Source organism: Corynebacterium sp., assembly GCF_022712275.1.
Classification (GTDB): domain Bacteria; phylum Actinomycetota; class Actinomycetes; order Mycobacteriales; family Mycobacteriaceae; genus Corynebacterium.
On the sequence record NZ_JALAGU010000048.1, the window covers coordinates 33848 to 51701 of the forward strand.

The window sequence follows — 17854 nt, forward strand, 5'->3', positions numbered from 1 at the left end:
GCAGGGGCATGACCTAACCGACCGAGCCCGGAAGGACGACCGCGAGAATCCCGGACAGGACCACGACGCGTGGCGAACTGCCGCTCACCCCGATGATCTGCTCGCCTTCCTCCCGCATCCGCCGGAGCACCTCGTGCACCTGCAGCTCCGGGTCAAGGACCAGCAACGGGCGGACAATACCCGTCTCACTGACCAGGGACGTCCGGTCCAGCGTGAGAGTGTCGCGGACATGGACGAAAGCGCCCGCGCCCACGAGGACGCGCATCTGACCCGAGGCGCGGGCGGCGTCCTGCACCTCACCGACCGTCGCCGCAGCCGGCAGGACCGGAACAGACGCCCCGGGCAGCTCGCCCAGCGTCCGACGCGTCAGATCCAGTGCACCGATCACCCGGTCACGGTCCGCGGCATCCAGTGCGCCGGTCTGCGCGGAGTGCTCCACGAGGTGACGCAGTGAATCGGCATCGTGCCCACCGGCGGCGGCACGGTCCACCGGTTCCACGCCTGACCAGCGCACCAGCCGGTTCGCCGCCCGGTTCATGGCGATCAGCAACGGTCGCAGCAGCCACGCCAGCCCACGGGCGGGCACGGCGATCAGGCGCACCGCACGCTCCGGGAAGGCGATCGCCCAGGACTTCGGCGCCATCTCGCCGATGACCAGGTGCAGGAAGGTCACGACGAGCAGGGCGAGGATGAAGGAGACAGGGTAGGCCGCGGACGACGGCAGTCCCACCGCCTCGACCAGTGGCTTGATCCACGAGGAGACCGCCGGCTTGGTCACCGCACCGAGGGCGAAGGTCACCGCGGTGATGCCCAGCTGGGCGGCGGCGAGCATGACGGTGAGTTCGTCCATGCCGCGCAGGGCGGCGCGGGCGGTGGGCCGGATGGACGCCTGCTCCTCCAGCCGGTGCCGCTTCGCCCCCAGCAGGGCAAATTCGATCATGACGAAAAAGGCACTTGCCAGTAACAGTGCCAGGGTGACGAGGATGACGGTCACGGTGGTCATCACAGCTCCTCCCCGGGATCGACGGTCTCCACGGACTCCACGGACTCCACGGACTCCACGGACAGGGCCACCTCAGCGGGGACATGGCGCTCCACCGACCGGACCTCGACGACGAGCACACGGACCGGAACCTCGTCCAGGACGTCGCGGGGGTCGGCGGGCAGGGCGATACGCACCACGTCACCGACCTCCGGGAGGTCACCGGTGTGCTCGATGACCAGGCCTGCGAGTGTCTCGGCGTCCGACTCCGGCAGCAGGATCCCCAGCAGGCGGGCGACTTCGTCAAGGTGCTCGTCACCGGGCAGGACGCCGGGCACCTCACCCGGCGTCCAGGCGACGGCGACCTTCTCGTCATGTTCGTCGGTGAGTTCACCGACGATCTCCTCGGCGAGATCCTCGGCGGTGAGGACGCCGGATACACCGCCGTACTCGTCGACGACGCACGCCAGCCGGTCATCACTTTCCACCAGCGCGACGAGGGCGTCCGGCAGGCTCATCGCCTCCGGCAGGACCACCGCATCCCGGACCAGGTCCACGACCGGGGACGCCGGATCCAGCCCTTCGGCCAGGACATCCTCCAGGTGCAGCACTCCGTGGAGGACCTCGGCGTCCCCGGTACCGGAGACCACCGGGTAGCGGGTGTGCTCGACCGCCATACGTGCGCGGGCCCGGGCGACGGAGTCCGTGGCCGACAACTCACCGGTCTTCGACCTCGGCACCATCGCATGCTCGACCGTGCGCTCCGGGAAGTCCAGGATGCGCTCGACGACGCCGGAGACGTCGGCGGGGAGGTCGCCGGAGGTGCGGGCGTCCGCCACGATGCGTTCCAGCTCCCGTGGGGAGGCTGTCGAGTCGACGTCTTCCACCGGGGTGACGCCGACCATCCTCAGCAGGAAATTGGACGACCAGTCGAAGAAGGCGATGAGCGGGCCGAAGATCTTCAGGTACAAGGAGGTCGACCGGGCCAGGCCCAGCGCGAGAGGTTCGGGGGCCGCGATGGCCAGGTTCTTCGGGTAGAGCTCGGCGGCGATCATCTGCACGACTGTGGCGACCAGGAGGACCAGCAGCGCGATCGTCGCCGCGGAGACCCCGGTGAGTTCGGCGACCACGCCGCCGATCAACGGTTCGGCGAGTTCACCGACGAGCAGGCCGGTGACGGTGATTCCCAGCTGCGCGCCGGAGAGCATGAAGCTGGTGCGCCGGGTGACGGTCAGGGCACGTGCGGCCCTGCGGTCCCCGGCGTCCGCCCGGGCGGCGAGGCGCGACCGGTCGACGGACATGTAGGCGAATTCCTGGGCGACAAACCAGGCATTCAGTGCGATGAGAATGAGAACGGCGAGGACGCCGGCGGTGAGTGCCGCGACTGCGGTGGCGGTACTCACCTGGGTTCACCATCGTCCATGGTGGACGATCAACTCCTTGTGTAGGCGACGGTAGCGGTGAACGAAGTTTACACGATCTCTCCGCGTAACCTCGGATGCCATGAGCGAACCTGCGTACCCCGACATCTACCGCGCCGCCGACACCCGCTACACGGGCACCGACGAACACCCCGCTGTGCCCTACCGGCGCAGCGGTGTCTCCGGTCTGAAGCTGCCGGCGATCACGCTGGGCCTGTGGCACAACTTCGGTTCCGACCGGCCACTGCAGAATCAGCGGGAGATCCTGCGCCGCGCCTTCGACCGCGGTGTCACCCACTTCGACCTGGCCAACAACTACGGACCCGTCCCGGGGGCCGCGGAGGAGAACTTCGGGCGGATCATGGCGTCCGACTTCCGGCCTTACCGCGATGAACTGCTGATCTCCTCCAAGGCCGGCTGGTACATGCAGGACGGACCCTACGGTTTCGGCGGTTCGCGGAAGTACCTCGTGGCCAGCTGCGACGCCTCGCTGAAGCGGATGGGCCTGGACTACGTCGACATCTTCTACCACCACCGGCCGGACCCGGAGACCCCGGTCGAGGAAACCGTCGCCGCCCTGGACCACATCGTGCGGTCCGGCCGGGCCCTCTACGTCGGCATCAGTTCCTACTCCCCCGAGCTCACCCGGCACGCCCAGGTGATCGCGAAGGACCTGGGGACGCCGCTGCTCATCCACCAGCCGAGTTACTCCATGTTCAACCGCTGGATCGAGGACGAACTGCTGGAGACCTGCGCTGACCAGGGCATGGGTGTGATCGCCTTCTCCGCGCTGGCGCAGGGGCTGCTCACCGACCGATACCTCGACGGCGTGCCGGAGAGATCCCGGCTGGGGACGCACAAGATGAACTCCGGGTTCCTCGCCGACGACACCCTGCTCGCCGTCAGGGCACTCAACGACATCGCCGCGGGCCGCGGGCAGACGTTGGCCCAGATGGCGATAGCCTGGGTACTGCGCCGCCCGGAAGTCACCAGTGCCCTGATCGGGGCATCCTCTGTGGAACAGCTCGACGATTCCCTGGATGCGCTGAAGAACCTCGACTTCACGGACGCTGAGCTGGCGGAGATCGACCGATACGCCGTCGACCGTGGCATCAACCAGTGGGCGAAAGCGACGGAGTCGACGAGGTAGGTGCGGTATTCGACCGGATGCGGCACTATACGACCATGCGTAGAACCCTTCTGACCCTGACCGTCGCCATCGGCATCGCCGTCGGCACAGTGGCTCCCGCCGTCGCCGGGGACGCGACCTCGTCAGGCGCTGAGCCGAGCAGCGCACCGGGCAGCACGTCGGGTGTTGATCTGCCGGGAATCATCGGCAGCTCCGACCCGATCTTCACGGAGGGGCCTCTCGGCTCCCTCTTCACTGACCCCGACTACACCGCGTTCCTTGTCTCCGCGCTGGCTGCCGGTGCCGGCGCGGCCGGCGTGACCTGGGCTGTCCAGCAGCGCCTCATCGCGAACCCGTTGCCCGGCATCATCCCGGACCCGCCCGTCCGACACCGGTGACGACCCGGGCGACAGGTACAGGCCGGTAGGCCTCAGGCCTACCGGCCGAAGTTCCCCACGATCGCGGCATTGAAGGCGTCGACATCGGCCTTGGTCCGCGAGGTGATCAGCAGACCCGAGGTCGCGGCGTCCTCCCCCACGTCGGAGCCGTCATCGACGCACACCTCCTCGTCGACCCAGGTCGCACCGGCATTGACCAGGTCGGTGCGCAAAGTCGGTGACGAAGTGAGGGTGCGCCCCGTCACCACGGCCGCATCCGTGAGAATCCAGGCGCCGTGGCAGATAGCGGCGATCGGCTTGCCCGCCGTCGCTATGCCACGGACCAGCTCGACGGCATGCTCGTCGAGGCGCAGCTGATCGGCGTTGCTCACACCACCAGGCAGGATGAGCCCGCCGAAAGACGCGGCGTCCGCGTCGGCGGTGATCATGTCCGGGGTGAACGCGGTACCGCGTTTACCGGTGATGATGCTGTCCTGAGGCGCGACAATAAGGACGCGGCCGCCAGCCTGTTCCACGGCGTGCTTCGCCCGGCTGACTTCCGTGTCCTCGAAGCCGGTGGTGGCCAGGATCGCGATGGTCCACTTACTGAGATCGCTCATGCCACCTGATGGTACGCCGGGGTCTGGTGATTCCCATCACCAGACTCCCGGGACGTCGCCCCGGACACACCCGGATCGGGGGCCGGGACAGCGGATCAGAAAAGACCGTTGGGGTTCTCGTCGTACGACCAGAGCAGGTTCTTCGTCTGCTGGTAGTGGTCCAGCATCATCAGGTGGGTCTCGCGACCGATACCGGACTTCTTGTACCCGCCGAACGCCGCGTGGGCCGGGTACGAGTGGTAGTTGTTCACCCACACTCGACCGGACTGGATGGCGCGTCCCGCCTGGTATGCGGTGCGACCGTCACGGGCCCAGACGCCGGCACCGAGGCCGTAGTCGGTGTCGTTGGCGATCGCGATGGCGTCGTCGAAGTCCTTGAAGGTGGTGACGGCGAGGACCGGGCCGAAGATCTCCTCCTGGAAGCAGCGCATGTTGTTGCTGCCCTTGAGGACGGTCGGCTCGACGTAGAAGCCGTTCTCCAGGCCCTCGACGGTGCGGACGCTACCGCCGATGAGCACCTCGGCACCTTCCTCGGGGCCGGACCTGAGGTAACTGGAGATCTTGTCCAGCTGCTCCAGCGACGCCTGGGCACCGATCATGGTGTCCGGGTCCAGCGGGTTACCGACCTTGACCTGGCGGACGCGATCGACGGCGAGCTCGAGGAACTCGTCGGCGATGCTCTCCTGGACCAGCGCACGGGACGGGCAGGTGCAGACCTCACCCTGGTTGAGGGCGAACATCGAGAAGCCTTCGAGGGTCTTCTGACGGAAGGAGTCGTCGGCGTCCATGACGTCACCGAAGAAGATGTTCGGCGACTTTCCACCGAGCTCCAGGGTGACCGGGATGAGCTTCTCGGCGACGGCCTTGTTGATGATCTTTCCGACCTCGGTGGAACCGGTGAAGGCGATCTTGGCGATGCGGTCGGAGGCGGTGAGCGCCGCGCCCGCCTCCTCGCCGAGGCCGTTGACGATGTTGAGGACGCCGTCCGGCAGCAGGTCGGCGATGAGCTCGGCGACCACGAGGATGGATGCCGGGGTCTGCTCGGCCGGCTTGAGGACGATAGCGTTACCGGCGGCCAGGGCCGGGCAGATCTTCCACGCCGCCATGAGGATCGGGAAGTTCCAGGGGATGATCTGGGCGACGACCCCCAGCGGCTCGTGGAAGTGGTAGGCGACGGTGTTCTCATCGATCTGCGAGAGGTGCCCCTCCTGGGCACGGAGCGCCCCGGCATAGTACCGGAAATGGTCCACGGCCAGGGGCAGGTCAGCGGCGAGGGTCTCACGGACCGGCTTGCCGTTGTCCCAGGTCTCGGCGACGGCGAGCATCTCGAGGTTCTCCTCGAGGACGTCGGCGATCTTCAGCAGGATGCGGGAGCGCTCCTGGACGCTGGTCCTGCCCCAGGCGGGAGCGGCGGCGTGGGCGGCGTCCAGGGCCTTCTCCACGTCAGCGGCCTTCGAGCGGGGAACCTCGCAGAAGACCTTGCCGTCGACGGGGCTGATGTTCTCCATGTACTGGCCGTCAGCGGGCTCGACCCACTGGCCGCCGATGAAGTTTCCGTAGCGGGGCTTGAACGAGATCAGGGATCCCTCGGTGCCGGGTGCTGCGTAGACGTTACTGCCCTGTGCGGTGATGGTCATGAGACTGGCTACCTCCGTAGTGGACCGGGCTTCTCCCGGATCGAATGGTGATGGATTGCGTGAACCAACCTATCGGGACCAGGATGTGATGGCGACCACTATAAGTTCATATACTCAGCGATATCACACAGGCTCACCTATCACCGCAGGACGCCACCCCTTAACTGTCAAGTTGGCAAAAGAACACCCCCGGAAGACCATCCCGCGACGGGGGTGGCAACCGGGGGTGAATCAGGGATTGCGCGGGCGATACCTAGACAGTTTTCCGCCGACCGCGGATGAGGTGGTCCAGGCTGTACCGGCCACCGGCCACCGCGCCGACCAGGGCGACACCTGCGGCAATGACGAGAACCAGCTCATAGCCGCCACCGTCGACGAAGATCGTGCCGGCGTCGGAGTGGACGAACCACCAGGCGCCGATCATGTCGATGACGACGAGCACCGCAACCACCGGAGTGAACAGACCGACGATGAGGAGGATGCCGCCGACGAGCTCGACGGTCGCCGCGAAGATCGCGGACGCGGTGGCCGCCGGGATGTCCATCGACTCAAAGAAGGTCGCGGTTCCGTCGATGGTGTTGGTGAAGAACTTCTGCCAACCGTGGGCCAGGAGGGTCACGCCCAGCGCGACGCGGGCGATGAGGATGACGATGTCAGAGGTGGTACGGGAGAGGGTGTTGCCACCGGCAGCGGAAGGCATGGCGTCCTTTCATAAAGTAAGTAATGATCGCGCACCACACTAGGGCCCAAACTGTTGACGTGTCAACTATGTGTCGGAAGGGTCACACCGGGGAACTTCCACGCACAGCTTTCCGACGCGCACCGTCACCGGCCACGACACCTGCCGCGGCCGACCGTTGTCCCCCCAGATCCGCACGATGTCGGTACTGAAGTTCTGGAACAGATCCGCCCGGCCAGCCTCCTCAGCCTTGCGCACCGCCGACCACGTGCCGATGTACCCGAGGAAGCCTTCCGGGTCGAGGTCCCGGTCGATGCTGAGCTCCGGGGTGTCCAGCTCCTCGAAGGGGAACCCGATGGTGCGGTAGCCCTCGTCGACGTAGCGTCGTTCCGGATCCCAGAACGGGCCGATCTCGTCGTAGTAGAAGCGGCCGAACCGCTCCTGCAGGTCAGCGTCCGCAATGCGCAGCACACCGTAGCTGACCAGGGCGATCACCGCTCCCGGCGCGGCGATACGGCGGGCCTCGGCGTAGAACTCCGGCAGGTTGAACCAGTGCGCCGACTGCGCGGCGGTGACCAGGTCCACCGTGCCGTCGGCCACCGGGAGGTTCTCGGCGCGTCCGACTTCGTAGGTCACATTGGGCTTCGCCGTGGCCGCCCCGATCTGCGACTCACTGGGGTCGAAGGCCAGTACCGTGTCGAAATTGTCCGCGAGCTGGGTGGACAGCTGCCCTGTACCGCAGCCTACGTCCACCGCGGTACCGGTGGAGGGAGCGAGCCCCGCCAGGAAAGCGGAGACCTGCGTCGGATATTCCGGGCGGTAGATGGCGTACTCGGCGCCGCCGGTGAACCAGTTGCTGGGCACGTTCGCGGCACCCGAGGTCTCCGAGGCATTACCGGATGTGCCGCCGGTGGCGGATGAGTCAGTCATGCCGCCAGCGTACCGGTGGCTTCGACGAGGTGAGCACCGCACGCGGTGTCACCGTGCCGACCCAGTCCACCGGCCCTGTCCACCGGCCCTGTCCACAGGGGCTGATTCCACGTCCGGGTCACGCGTAGCCTCGGAACCATGACACACAGTGAGCTGCAGGCAACCTACGATCACATCATCGTCGGCGGCGGCGTGGCCGCTGACAAGGCCGCCCGTGCCATCCACGGGCGCACACCGGACGCCGCCGTCCTCATCCTCACCAGGGATCCCGAGGGCCCCGTGTCCCGACCGGACCTCACCAAGACCCTCTGGCTCGACGAGTCGACCGGCCTCGAAGACATCGACCTGGGCACCGCCGGGGACACCGGCGCCCAGCTGGTCACCGGTGTGACGGTCACCGCAGTCGACCCGTCCGCCCACACCGTCACCACCGACGGTGGGAACACCGTCACCTACGGGACGCTCCTGCTGGCGACCGGTGCGTCCGCCCGCACACTGGAGGACGCCAAGGGTGGCGACGACAGCCGGGTCACCTGCATCCGCAGCGTCAGCGACTACCGTGACCTGCGGAGCAAAGTCTCGGAGGGGACCCGGGTCGCCGTCGTCGGCGGCGGTTACATCGGTTCCGAGATCGCCGTCGCACTCAACGCCATCGGCGCCACCGTGGACGTCTACACCCCGGACGACCGGTTGCTCGGGCACATGTTCCCGGCCTCGGTCACCGACCATCTCGAGGAGGTTTACGCCGACAAAGGTGTCACCGTGCACCACGGGTTCCTCCTCGACCACCTCGACGCCTCCGGCGAGACGCTGAAACTCGTCCCGGAACACGGGGACGCCGCGTACGCCGATCTGGTGGTCATCGGCTTCGGCGCGGTGTTGGAGACCGGCCTCGCCCAGGACGCCGGGCTCACGGTCGAGGACGGTGCCGTCGCCGTCGATGCCTCCCTGCGCACGAGCGACCCCGATATCTTCGCCGCCGGCGACATCATCGGATTCACCGATCCACTGCTCGGGCGTCGTCATGTCGAGCACGTGGACAATGCCGAGCAGTCCGGTGAGATCGCCGGAAAGAACATGGCCGGCGACACGGCCACCTACGACTACACGCCGCTGTTCTTCTCCGACATCTTCGACGACGGCTATGAGGCGGTCGGCACGCTGAGCACGGACCTCGACACCCTCGAGGACTGGAACGACGACCACACCGCCGCCGTCATCTACTACCTGGAGGGCGGGATCGCCCGGGGCGTCCTGCTGTGGAACACCTGGGACAGCGTGCCGAAGGCCCGCGAGGTCATGACCGCCTCCGCCGCCGGGACGCTCACCGGCGAGGATCTGCGCGGCGCCATCCCCGTCGGGTAGGTGGAACCTATTCCGCAGGCAGCTCCGGCAGCTCCGGCAGCGCGGTGCTGTGCAACCACGCCTGCCAGATGCCGTCGAGCGGTTCGGTGCTCACCGAGTCGGCCAGTGCCGTGAACTCGTCGGTTGTCGCCAGGCTGTGCTTCCTGGTCTCCGCCCAGGTGCGCAGAAGAGCCCGGAACGACAGGTCACCGAGGGTGCGTCGGAGCGTCTCGAGAAGCAGCGCACCCCGCTTGTAGACACGGTCGTCGAACAGGTCGGCGGCGCCGGGGTCCAGAAGCTGTAGATCCTGCGGCAGTTCCGCCAGCCGCGCATGGTGGAAGCCGGCGCACTCCGCGATCGACGGCCCGTCCGACTCCTGCGACCAGATCCACTCGGAGAAGCAGGCGAAGCCCTCGTTGAGCCAGATGTCCTCCCAGCGGGCGAGGCCGACACTGTTGCCGAACCACTGGTGGGCGAGCTCGTGCGCGATGAGTCGCTGCTCGGACTCCTCGCAGTGGTTCAGGCCGAAGGTCGTCATGCCCTGTGCCTCCAGCGGAATCTCCAGGTCCTCGTCAACGACGACGACAGTCAGATCCTCCTGCGGGTAGTCGCCGAACCAGTCCTCGAAGACCGCCACCATGTCGGGTACCGGGGAGAAGGCCTCGCGCACGAGGCCGGAGTGGGCAGGCGGGGCGATGAGCCTGGCGGATCCGGCGCCTTGCGGGGCGTGTCCGGTGAGCGACCGTGCCCCGGCACGCACCGCGCCGACGACGACATCGCCCACGGTCGTGAGGCGGAACGCGTACTCCGTGTACTCCCCCACGTGCGCGGCGAGCAGGTACGTCGCGGTCGGGACATGGCTCTCGAAGTGCCAGGCCTTCTTGCGTCCCGCGGAGGTCACGCGACCCGGCACACCGGTCACCGCGACGAAGAACTCCGGGTCACAGGTGAACTCGATGTCGTAGGTGCCTCGGTCGTCGACCCGGTCGTTGCAGGGGAACCACGTGGGCGCACCGCACGGCTGCGAGGCGACGAGCGCACCGTCGGTGAGTTCCTCCCAGCCGACCTCGCCCCAGTGCGACCGGCGCGGCGCCGGCTTGCCGGCGTAGTCGATGACGACGGTCAGCGAGGTTCCCGGCTGCAGAGACGGACCGAAGCGCACATGCAGCGCGTCCTTCCCGTGCTTGAGCTGCTTGTGCACCTTCCCGTCGACACGCACCTTGCCTACGCGCAGCCCGACGAGGTCGAAGCGCAGGTCCCGGGTCTCCTCGAGCACCCGCACGTCGAACTCGGCACGTCCCTCGAGGCGGTTGGTGCGCGGGGTGTAGTCGATGGCGAGCGTCGTATGAGCGACGGAGAACCGCTGGTCACCGGAGTGCGGGAGGTAGGGGTGTGGAGCAGAGGTGTGGGGCATCGGACCGATCCTATGTCGTTGACTGGTAGGCGCGCACCTTCACGGCCTTCCAGGGGCCGATCGGGTTGCCGCTCCACCGGGAGCCGACGGGCACGCCCTCACCGCGCATCACCAGCGAGGCCGGACCGACCGTCGCATGCGCACCGATCGACGCGGCGGGCAGGATCACACTGTGCGGGCCGAGCGTCGCCCCGTCCTCGAGCTCGACACGGTCCATGCTCATGATGCGGTCGTGGAACAGGTGCGTCTGCACCACACAGCCCCGGTTGACGGTGGAACCGTCACCGAGGGTCACCAGATCGGGTTCGGGCAGCCAGTACGAGTCGCACCACACGCCCTTGCCGATGTGCGCACCGAGCGAGCGCAGCCAGACCGCCATCGCGGGCGTCCCTACGGCGGCACGGGCGAACCAGGGTGCGGCGAGCATCTCGGTGAAGGTGTCACTGACCTCGGTGCGCCACACGAAACTCGACCACAACGGCTTCTCCCCGGCCCGGATCGGCCCCACGATCGTCCACTTCGCGACAGTGGTGACCGCTGCAGCGACAGCGCCGGCGGCGAGCATCACGATGCCGGACAGCAGGAGCGTCCACCACGGCCCGACCGAGGACCAGAGCCAGGTGAAGACGCAGAGCACCGCTACACCGAGCAGGCAGGAGACGATCACCGGCACGATGCGGCACAGCTCCCACAAGGTGCGCGCGACCTTCAGCCGCGTCCCGGGGTTGTAGGTGCGCTCGTCGTCACCGGTCTGCGCCGCGCGGCGCAGGCGGGTCGGCGGGGAGCCGAGCCATGACGAACCCGACTTCGACTTGTCCGGGGCAACCGACAGCACGGCGACCAGCGAACGCTTGGCGACCTTGTGCCCGGGGCCGGCCATGCCCGAGTTGCCGAGGAACGCCCGTTTACCGATGCGCACCGGGGCGATCCGCAGCCATCCGCGATGCAGTTCATAGGATGCGACCATCGTGTCGTCGGCGAGGAACGCGCCCTCGTCGATGCGGGTCATCGTCGGCAGCAGCAGGACGGTGGACGCCTCGACGTTCTTCCCGACCCGGGCGCCCAGCATGCGCAGCCACACCGGGGTGAACAGGCTCGAGTAGATCGGGAAAAGGAAGTTGCGGGATGCATCGAGCAGGCGCTCCGTGGTCCACACCTGCCACCCGATGCGGCTGTGCACCGGGAATGTCCCCTCCGTCAGACCGACCGCGCACAGACGGACGAGCACCAGGACGATCCCCGCGTACACGAGGCCGACGGCGAGCACCGCCGGCACCAACCAGACAAGCGAGCCGAGCAACGCCTGCCAGGGGGTGTCTGCACCGGCGATCCCGATCGAGAGGACGGCGGCTCCCGCCGCGAACGCCACGAACGGCTGCAGGGCCAGACCGACCGACGAGACACCGTAGGCGATCTTCCACGCCGACGACTGCGTCGCCTTCTTCTCCGGCCATCTGCCGGCGATGCGCTTCGCACCACCGGTACGCACGGCGGGCGATCCGCTCCACCGCTGGCCCGACTTCACACGGCCGAACACCGCGGAACCGGGCGAGATCTCCGCCCCGTCGTCGATCCGGGTGCCGGGAGCGAGCGTCGACCGGGCGCCGACGGTGACATTGCGTCCGATGCGCACCGGGCCGACGCGCAGCAGGTCACCGTCGATCCAGTACCCGCTGAGGTCGGTCTCGGGCTCGATCGCCGAGTTCCGGCCGATCTCCAGCATCCCGGTGATCGGCGGCAACGTATGCAGTGACACATCGCGCTCGACCTTCGCGCCGAGCATGCGGGCGTACACCGTGATCCACGGTGCCCCGGCAAGACCGACGGCGTCGATCTGGGCCGCGAACTGCTCGGCGAGCCAGAGTCGCATGTGGGTGGCACCGCCACGCGGGTAGTCCCCCGGAACGAGTCCGCCCAGCAGCAGACGGGCCGCGGCCGCAGCGATACCCATGCGACCGAAGGGCGTCGCCACGACGACGATCATGACGATGAGCAGCCACCAGGGCACACTCGGCAGGACGCTGAAGGCGTCGCCGTCGACCGAGGTGAGGATCGTTCCCGCGGTGAGGAGGTAGACGAGCCACCTCACCCCGCCCACGATGAACAGCGGGACGCCGGCGAGCGTCTGCAGCCACTGGGTACGACGCGGTGTCGGAACCGGGCGGTGGTAGGTGTCAGAGGTGGTCTGCGCGTCCGTCGCGGCGACCGCTGCCGCCATCGCCGCCAACCGCGGCACATCGTAGACGTCAGCGACGGCGAACTCGGGCACCCTGGTGCGGATCCGGCTGACGAGCTGGGCGGCGGCGAGGGACCCGCCGCCGAGGTCGAAGAAGTTGGCGTCGGTGCCCGGGACGGGCATGCCGAGGACAGCCTCCCACTGTTCCACCAGCCACTGCTCGGCCTCTGTCCGGGGTGCGTCACCCTCGCCCGTACTGTCGTGTCCCGCGCCGCCGGTCGCCGAGGGCGGCAGCGGCCACGGGAGTGCCGCACGGTCCACCTTGCCGGAGGTCCGCGTGGGCAGTTCCTCGACGACGGCGAGCAACGGCATCACCCCCGCCGCGAGGCGGGAGGCGAGATGTTCGCGGGCCGCGGCGCGGTCGAGGTCACGGTCGCCCTCGACGACGAGGTAGCCGACCAGCAACGGCACCCCCGCCTCACTCTTCCGGACCGCAGCAGTCGCGGCCGTCACACCGGGCAGGTCCTGCAGCGCATTCTCCACCTCGCCGAGTTCGACACGGCGTCCACCGACCTTGACCTGGTCGTCGGCACGACCGACGAAGATCAGGCCGTCCTCCTCGTAGCGCACGAGATCGCCGGAGCGGTAGGCACGCTCCCAGCCGAGGGAGGGCATCGGTGCGTACTTCTCCGCGTCCTTCGCGGGGTCGAGGTAGCGGGCGAGTCCGACGCCGCCGATGATGAGTTCGCCCTGCTCCCCGGGCGCGACCCTCCCGCCTTCGGCGTCGACGACGGCGAGGTCCCAGCCGTCGAGGGGAAGACCGATGCTCACCGGTCCTTTCTCGTCGAGTCGGCAACCGCAGGCGACGACGGTCGCCTCTGTCGGGCCGTAGGTGTTCCACACCTCACGCCCCTCCTCCACCAGGCGCGCGGCAAGTTCGGGCGGGCAGGCCTCGCCACCGAAGATGAGCAGCCGGACGTTCTCGATCGCCTCGGCGGGCCACATCGCGGCCAGCGTCGGTACGGTCGAGACAGCCGTGACGTTCTGGCGGACGAGCCAGCCCGCGAGATCCACTCCGCTGCGTACCAGCGAGCGTGGCGCCGGCACCAGGCACGCGCCGTGCCGCCAGGCGAGCCACATCTCCTCGCAGGACGCATCGAAGGCGACCGAGAGCCCGGCGAGCACCCGGTCACCGGGGCCGAGCGGGTCGTCCTGCAGGAAGAGGTTTGCCTCCGCGTCGACAAATGCCGCGGCCGAGCGGTGTGTGACCGCGACCCCCTTCGGCACGCCGGTGGATCCGGAGGTGAAGATGATCCAGGCGTCGTCATCCGGGGTCGGGTCGTGGGACGCCTCGGCGTCCTGCGTACCCTGCTCGTCCCCGTTCTCACGCGGCACATAGCCGCCGTTACCGACGATGCCGACGGCCTGTGCCTCCCCGAAGACGAGACGGGCCCGCTCATCGGTGTCGTCGACATCGACCGGAACGTAGGCAGCCCGGGCGAGCATCACGGCGAGAATCGAGATGTATAGTTCCTTCGATCCGGAGTCGACGCGGATACCGACCCTGTCCCCCGGTCGCACCCCCGCCGAGCGGAGCACCGCTGCCTTCGCCTCGACGGCGTCGAGCAGTTCGGTGTAGCTCAACGCCCCCGATCCGTCATCGATGGCGGATGCCTCGGGATGGTCCTGTGCTGTCGCCCGGAGAATGTCGATGAGCGTCCGGGGTGGCGCCGCGAGGGCACCGCGAGTCAGGGGAGATTGAGAATCACCGGTGAGTTTCACGACGTCAGTCAAGCACACACAGGTGAACTTCTGATGACGTGCACGGCAACTACAGTTCCAGCCGCGCCCCCGACCACCGCTCACGCAGCCACCGGTCGTGGGAGGCGACGACAACCGCCCCCGGGTACTCCGGAATCGCCTCCTCCAGTGCAGTGACCAGGGACAACGAGAGGTGATTGTCCGGCTCGTCGAGCAGCAGGACCTCCGGTGGATCCGCGAGCAGCACCGCCAGGGCCACCCTGCGCTGCTGGCCGAGGCTGAGTTCCACCAGCGGTCGGTTCTCGTCGCGCGGGTGGATCAGCCCGAACGTGGACAGTGGCACCTCCTCGGCCAGCTCCTCACCGACCAGGTCACGGTAGGCGCGCTCGACTGTGCGGTCGTCGCCGCGGTCGTGCGGGTCCGGCAGGTCGACGTCCTGGGTCAGGTAGCCGGTGCGTACCCCGGTGACCGTGAGAGACCCGGCGTCCGGAGTGAGTTGTCCGGCGAGGACCGAGAGCAGCGTGGACTTCCCCGACCCGTTCGGTCCGGTGACCAGGAGCTTCTCGGTGCCGTTGAGGGTCAGCGATGTCCCCGGGAGGCGTCCTTCCACGGAAATGCAGGACGCCACGACGACCGGCCCCTCGGCAGGTTCACGGGTGGTACCGGCCGATGCCGCCGTGAGACCGGCGAAGGTCAGCTCCTTCGGGGGCTTGCGGACCTGCTCCTCCTCGAGTTTCTCCAGGCGCGAGCGGGAATCGTTGACGCGGCGCGAGACGACCTTCGCGTTGCGGTCGGCGTAGAACTTCTTCGCCAGCTTCCCCTCGGTCCGGGGCGGGGCGCCGACGTGCCCGACGGTGTGGTTGTCGCGCACACCGGCACGCAGGCGCTTCAGTTCCGCCTGCTCATCGCGGTACCGGCGTTCCCAACGAACGCGGACGTCTTCGCGGGCGACCAGATAGTCGCTGTAGTTGCCGGTGTAGCGGGTCACCCCGCCGTCCTGGCCGACCATGCTCGGCGCGGGGTCCAGATCCACGATGCCGGACGCCGCGATGTCCAGGAACGCACGGTCGTGACTGGCGAAGAGTACCGGCCCCTTCCACGCGGAAAGGACGCTGACCAGGTAAGTCGTCGCGGCGTCGTCGAGATGGTTGGTGGGCTCGTCGAGCAGGAGGATGTCCGGCCGGTTGAGCAGCAGCCACGCCAGGGACAGGCGCGCCTGCTGACCTCCGGAGAGTTCCCCGGTGGGGCGGTCGGTCGGGATGTGCGACAGGCCGAGGCCGGCGAGCGTGGCCGAGATCCGGGCGTCGGTCTCCCAGATGTCGAGGCGTTCGGCCAGGTCAATGGCTTTTGTGTAGGCCTGCTCGTCGTAAGGGTCGGCGGCGGACTCCAGGTCACGGGCGACCTGACGCTCGACGGCGACGGCGGACTCCAGAGCCTGCCCGATCGTGTCGGCCGGGGCGAAGGGCGCCTGCTGGTGCAGCAGACCGACGCGGGCCCGGTGACTGCCGGAACCGGTGTCGATGGTCCCGGCGGTCGTTGCACCGCGCGGCAGTGAACCGTGGACGGCGTGCAGCAGGGTGGACTTGCCCGAGCCGTTCTCACCGATCAGACCGATGCGCTGACCTGGGGCGACGGTGAAGCTGAGGTTTGTGAGGATGTGCGTCCCCGCGATCTGGGCAGACAGGCCGTCGATACGCAGGACGGCGTCCGGGGTGGCGGTGTGCGCGGAGGTGTCGGACAACATGGCGGAACTCCCTGAGTGGAGAAAAGGTGTGCCCCGCCGGGCTGTGCTCACCGGCGCCCGGAGCTGTTCGCTCGACGGGGATCCGGGGGCGCCTCAGGCGCGGGACGGTTCAGGGGTTCTACTTCCGCATGGGACTCACGCTAGCAGCGGTTGTCCGCACCGCGCAACGGCAGGTCGGTCGCATGCCTGCTGAGACGGCCTCATGGTGCGTGATGCGGACGTCACTCAGTCGCGCGGCCGCTCAGCCCTCGACGAGTGACCGGAGAGTGTGGAGCGTCTCGGTGATGCCGTAGGTGGCGGCGTCCCGCCGGTCGACTTCCTGGGCGGCGGCGTCCTCCCCGTACTTCTCGACGAAGAATGCCTCACCCTGTTCGGTGAAACGGGTGAACTCGGTGAGGACGGTGGCGTCGTCGCGGCGGTTCACCGGCTCCAGGCGGTAACCCCACACCGTGCCGGACGAGGTGACCTGCCAGGAGAACTCGCGGCCGGGCTCGCAGACCACGACCTCGGACACCGTGCTCCACTCCCGGTCCTCGGTCCGGTTGTGGCCGGTGAACGTCGCTCCGACGCCCCGGGCGGCCGGATCGGTGGCGGCGGCGTCGTTCCACTCCGCGTTGTAGCACTGGGCGCTCCATTCGCCGGTGCGGGTGATGTCGCTGACCAGGTCGAAGACCTCGGCCGGGGACGCGGCGATGGTGATGGAGTCGCTGAGTTCGTATGCCATGGCGTCGAGGGTAGTCGGGGCCTGTCCGGCCGGGCGCTTCCCCGCTACCGTGGACGCCATGACCACCACATCACGCCGTCGGCGACTTACCACCACAGCACTCGCCACCGGCCTTACCGGCGTGCTCGCCGTCACCACCGCCGGAACCGCCGGTGCTGCAGACCTCCCGTCCAGCTCGGAGGTGCAGTCACAGGTCAACGGCGCAGTCGAGGACTCGGTCGAGTACGGCGGCTACGTCGCCGGCAGTGTAGGGGCCTTCTTCCGACTGCCTGTCGACCAGGCCATCTACGGCAGTGCGGCCGCCGGAGCGCTCGCGCTGTGCCTGGTTCTCCCCTCCCCTGACGGCAACTGCGTGATCTGAGAACGAAGAGAACACAGAAGGGCGCCATGTACATCAAGATGATGGACGAGTACCCGGTCGACTGGCCGTTCTGGAACCCGGCTGGCAGCAATCCCGACCTTGACCTGCCCTATCTGCTCTCCGACATGGATGATCCCCTCCCCCACCTTCCGGATGATCTCGCAGCGCAGGTCCGATCCTGGACCAGGCAGTTCGCGGAGAACTATGAGCGGAGCTTCCGGTGGCCGTCGCAGGAGATGGCCCGGGCTCACGAGGAGGAGGGACGCCGCCTCCACGCGGAAGTCACGGCAGCTCTCCCCGTGGACACAGTGGTGCTCGACTACTGGGAGACCGGCTACGCCGACGATGCCGAAGACACCGGTGATTCCTCCGCGGGCACCTTCACACACTGACGTCACCACCCCCTGGCTCCAGGTCGGGTGCCTCAGGGTGGATCAGGCGGCAGGTGTCGAGTCAGCACCCTCACCGGCAGAAAAACGGGCGGTTCAGCTGCCTGTGAGGGGGCAGAGTCGACATCGGGAGACAACGGAGGCGACGGGGGCGACGGGAAGTGAC

15 protein-coding genes are annotated in these 17854 nt (G+C 68.1%); 5 read left to right on the top strand and 10 right to left on the bottom strand.

Annotated features, from left to right (window positions below):
• Window positions 1–13 precede the first annotated feature (13 nt).
• A complete protein-coding gene (locus Q0A27_RS11385) occupies window positions 14–1003 on the bottom strand; it encodes a CNNM domain-containing protein (protein WP_291475563.1) in 990 nt (329 codons plus the stop codon).
• A complete protein-coding gene (locus tag Q0A27_RS11390; protein ID WP_291475565.1) occupies window positions 1003–2385 on the bottom strand; it encodes a hemolysin family protein in 1383 nt (460 codons plus the stop codon). The genes Q0A27_RS11385 and Q0A27_RS11390 overlap by 1 nt, the downstream gene beginning before the upstream one ends.
• A gap of 100 nt (window positions 2386–2485) precedes the next feature.
• Here Q0A27_RS11390 and Q0A27_RS11395 point away from each other — a divergent pair, with 100 nt between their 5' ends.
• The gene (locus Q0A27_RS11395) at window positions 2486–3553 is read left to right on the top strand and encodes an aldo/keto reductase (RefSeq protein ID WP_291475567.1); all 1068 of its coding nucleotides are present in this window, start codon (window positions 2486–2488) and stop codon (window positions 3551–3553) included.
• Between the two features lie 35 nt (window positions 3554–3588).
• Window positions 3589–3930, top strand: coding sequence for a hypothetical protein (locus tag Q0A27_RS11400; RefSeq protein WP_291475568.1), 342 nt, complete (start codon window positions 3589–3591; stop codon window positions 3928–3930).
• Between the two features lie 38 nt (window positions 3931–3968).
• On the opposite strand, the gene Q0A27_RS11405 is transcribed toward Q0A27_RS11400, so the two are convergent.
• The 4 genes from Q0A27_RS11405 to Q0A27_RS11420 all read right to left on the bottom strand — a co-directional run bounded on the left by Q0A27_RS11405 (window position 3969) and on the right by Q0A27_RS11420 (window position 7775).
• Window positions 3969–4529 (bottom strand): type 1 glutamine amidotransferase domain-containing protein, encoded by a 561-nt coding sequence (locus Q0A27_RS11405; RefSeq protein ID WP_291475570.1) that lies wholly within the window; start codon window positions 4527–4529, stop codon window positions 3969–3971.
• Window positions 4530–4624: 95 nt separating this feature from the next.
• On the bottom strand, window positions 4625–6166 hold the full coding sequence (locus tag Q0A27_RS11410) for an aldehyde dehydrogenase family protein (RefSeq protein WP_291475571.1): 1542 nt from the start codon (window positions 6164–6166) through the stop codon (window positions 4625–4627).
• Between the two features lie 253 nt (window positions 6167–6419).
• Window positions 6420–6866: a DoxX family protein gene (locus Q0A27_RS11415; RefSeq protein ID WP_291475573.1), complete on the bottom strand. Its 447-nt coding sequence runs from the start codon at window positions 6864–6866 to the stop codon at window positions 6420–6422.
• A 66-nt stretch (window positions 6867–6932) separates the two neighbouring features.
• The gene (locus Q0A27_RS11420) at window positions 6933–7775 is read right to left on the bottom strand and encodes a class I SAM-dependent methyltransferase (protein WP_291475574.1); all 843 of its coding nucleotides are present in this window, start codon (window positions 7773–7775) and stop codon (window positions 6933–6935) included.
• A 138-nt stretch (window positions 7776–7913) separates the two neighbouring features.
• Here Q0A27_RS11420 and Q0A27_RS11425 point away from each other — a divergent pair, with 138 nt between their 5' ends.
• Window positions 7914–9140, top strand: a complete 1227-nt coding sequence (locus Q0A27_RS11425; protein ID WP_291475576.1) for an FAD-dependent oxidoreductase — start codon at window positions 7914–7916, stop codon at window positions 9138–9140.
• 7 nt (window positions 9141–9147) lie between these two features.
• Here the strand turns inward: Q0A27_RS11425 and Q0A27_RS11430 are convergent, their stop codons facing one another.
• From Q0A27_RS11430 to Q0A27_RS11445, 4 genes are all read right to left on the bottom strand, one after another.
• Window positions 9148–10533: a M1 family metallopeptidase gene (locus Q0A27_RS11430; RefSeq protein WP_291475578.1), complete on the bottom strand. Its 1386-nt coding sequence runs from the start codon at window positions 10531–10533 to the stop codon at window positions 9148–9150.
• A 10-nt stretch (window positions 10534–10543) separates the two neighbouring features.
• Window positions 10544–14503 carry a Pls/PosA family non-ribosomal peptide synthetase gene (locus Q0A27_RS11435; protein WP_291475580.1) on the bottom strand — a complete coding sequence of 1320 codons (3960 nt, stop codon included), beginning with the start codon at window positions 14501–14503 and terminating at the stop codon, window positions 10544–10546.
• Window positions 14504–14540: 37 nt separating this feature from the next.
• The gene (locus Q0A27_RS11440) at window positions 14541–16214 is read right to left on the bottom strand and encodes an ABC-F family ATP-binding cassette domain-containing protein (protein WP_291475582.1); all 1674 of its coding nucleotides are present in this window, start codon (window positions 16212–16214) and stop codon (window positions 14541–14543) included.
• A 241-nt stretch (window positions 16215–16455) separates the two neighbouring features.
• Window positions 16456–16938, bottom strand: a complete 483-nt coding sequence (locus Q0A27_RS11445; protein ID WP_291475583.1) for an SRPBCC family protein — start codon at window positions 16936–16938, stop codon at window positions 16456–16458.
• Between the two features lie 58 nt (window positions 16939–16996).
• On the opposite strand from Q0A27_RS11445, the gene Q0A27_RS11450 reads away from it, so the two are divergent.
• Window positions 16997–17299 (top strand): hypothetical protein, encoded by a 303-nt coding sequence (locus Q0A27_RS11450; protein WP_291475586.1) that lies wholly within the window; start codon window positions 16997–16999, stop codon window positions 17297–17299.
• Between the two features lie 26 nt (window positions 17300–17325).
• Window positions 17326–17691: a hypothetical protein gene (locus Q0A27_RS11455; RefSeq protein ID WP_291475588.1), complete on the top strand. Its 366-nt coding sequence runs from the start codon at window positions 17326–17328 to the stop codon at window positions 17689–17691.
• Window positions 17692–17854 lie beyond the last annotated feature (163 nt).

Bases quoted from the DNA above. Each gene is read 5' to 3' on its own strand.
- Q0A27_RS11445 (WP_291475583.1), bottom strand. From the start codon at position 16,938: ATGGCATACGAACTCAGCGACTCCATCACCATCGCCGCGTCCCCGGCC.
- Q0A27_RS11430 (WP_291475578.1), bottom strand. From the start codon at position 10,533: ATGCCCCACACCTCTGCTCCACACCCCTACCTCCCGCACTCCGGTGAC.
- Q0A27_RS11395 (WP_291475567.1), top strand. From the start codon at position 2,486: ATGAGCGAACCTGCGTACCCCGACATCTACCGCGCCGCCGACACCCGC.
- Q0A27_RS11455 (WP_291475588.1), top strand. From the start codon at position 17,326: ATGTACATCAAGATGATGGACGAGTACCCGGTCGACTGGCCGTTCTGG.
- Q0A27_RS11415 (WP_291475573.1), bottom strand. From the start codon at position 6,866: ATGCCTTCCGCTGCCGGTGGCAACACCCTCTCCCGTACCACCTCTGAC.
- Q0A27_RS11405 (WP_291475570.1), bottom strand. From the start codon at position 4,529: ATGAGCGATCTCAGTAAGTGGACCATCGCGATCCTGGCCACCACCGGC.
- Q0A27_RS11410 (WP_291475571.1), bottom strand. From the start codon at position 6,166: ATGACCATCACCGCACAGGGCAGTAACGTCTACGCAGCACCCGGCACC.
- Q0A27_RS11450 (WP_291475586.1), top strand. From the start codon at position 16,997: ATGACCACCACATCACGCCGTCGGCGACTTACCACCACAGCACTCGCC.
- Q0A27_RS11440 (WP_291475582.1), bottom strand. From the start codon at position 16,214: ATGTTGTCCGACACCTCCGCGCACACCGCCACCCCGGACGCCGTCCTG.
- Q0A27_RS11400 (WP_291475568.1), top strand. From the start codon at position 3,589: ATGCGTAGAACCCTTCTGACCCTGACCGTCGCCATCGGCATCGCCGTC.
- Q0A27_RS11420 (WP_291475574.1), bottom strand. From the start codon at position 7,775: ATGACTGACTCATCCGCCACCGGCGGCACATCCGGTAATGCCTCGGAG.
- Q0A27_RS11385 (WP_291475563.1), bottom strand. From the start codon at position 1,003: ATGACCACCGTGACCGTCATCCTCGTCACCCTGGCACTGTTACTGGCA.
- Q0A27_RS11425 (WP_291475576.1), top strand. From the start codon at position 7,914: ATGACACACAGTGAGCTGCAGGCAACCTACGATCACATCATCGTCGGC.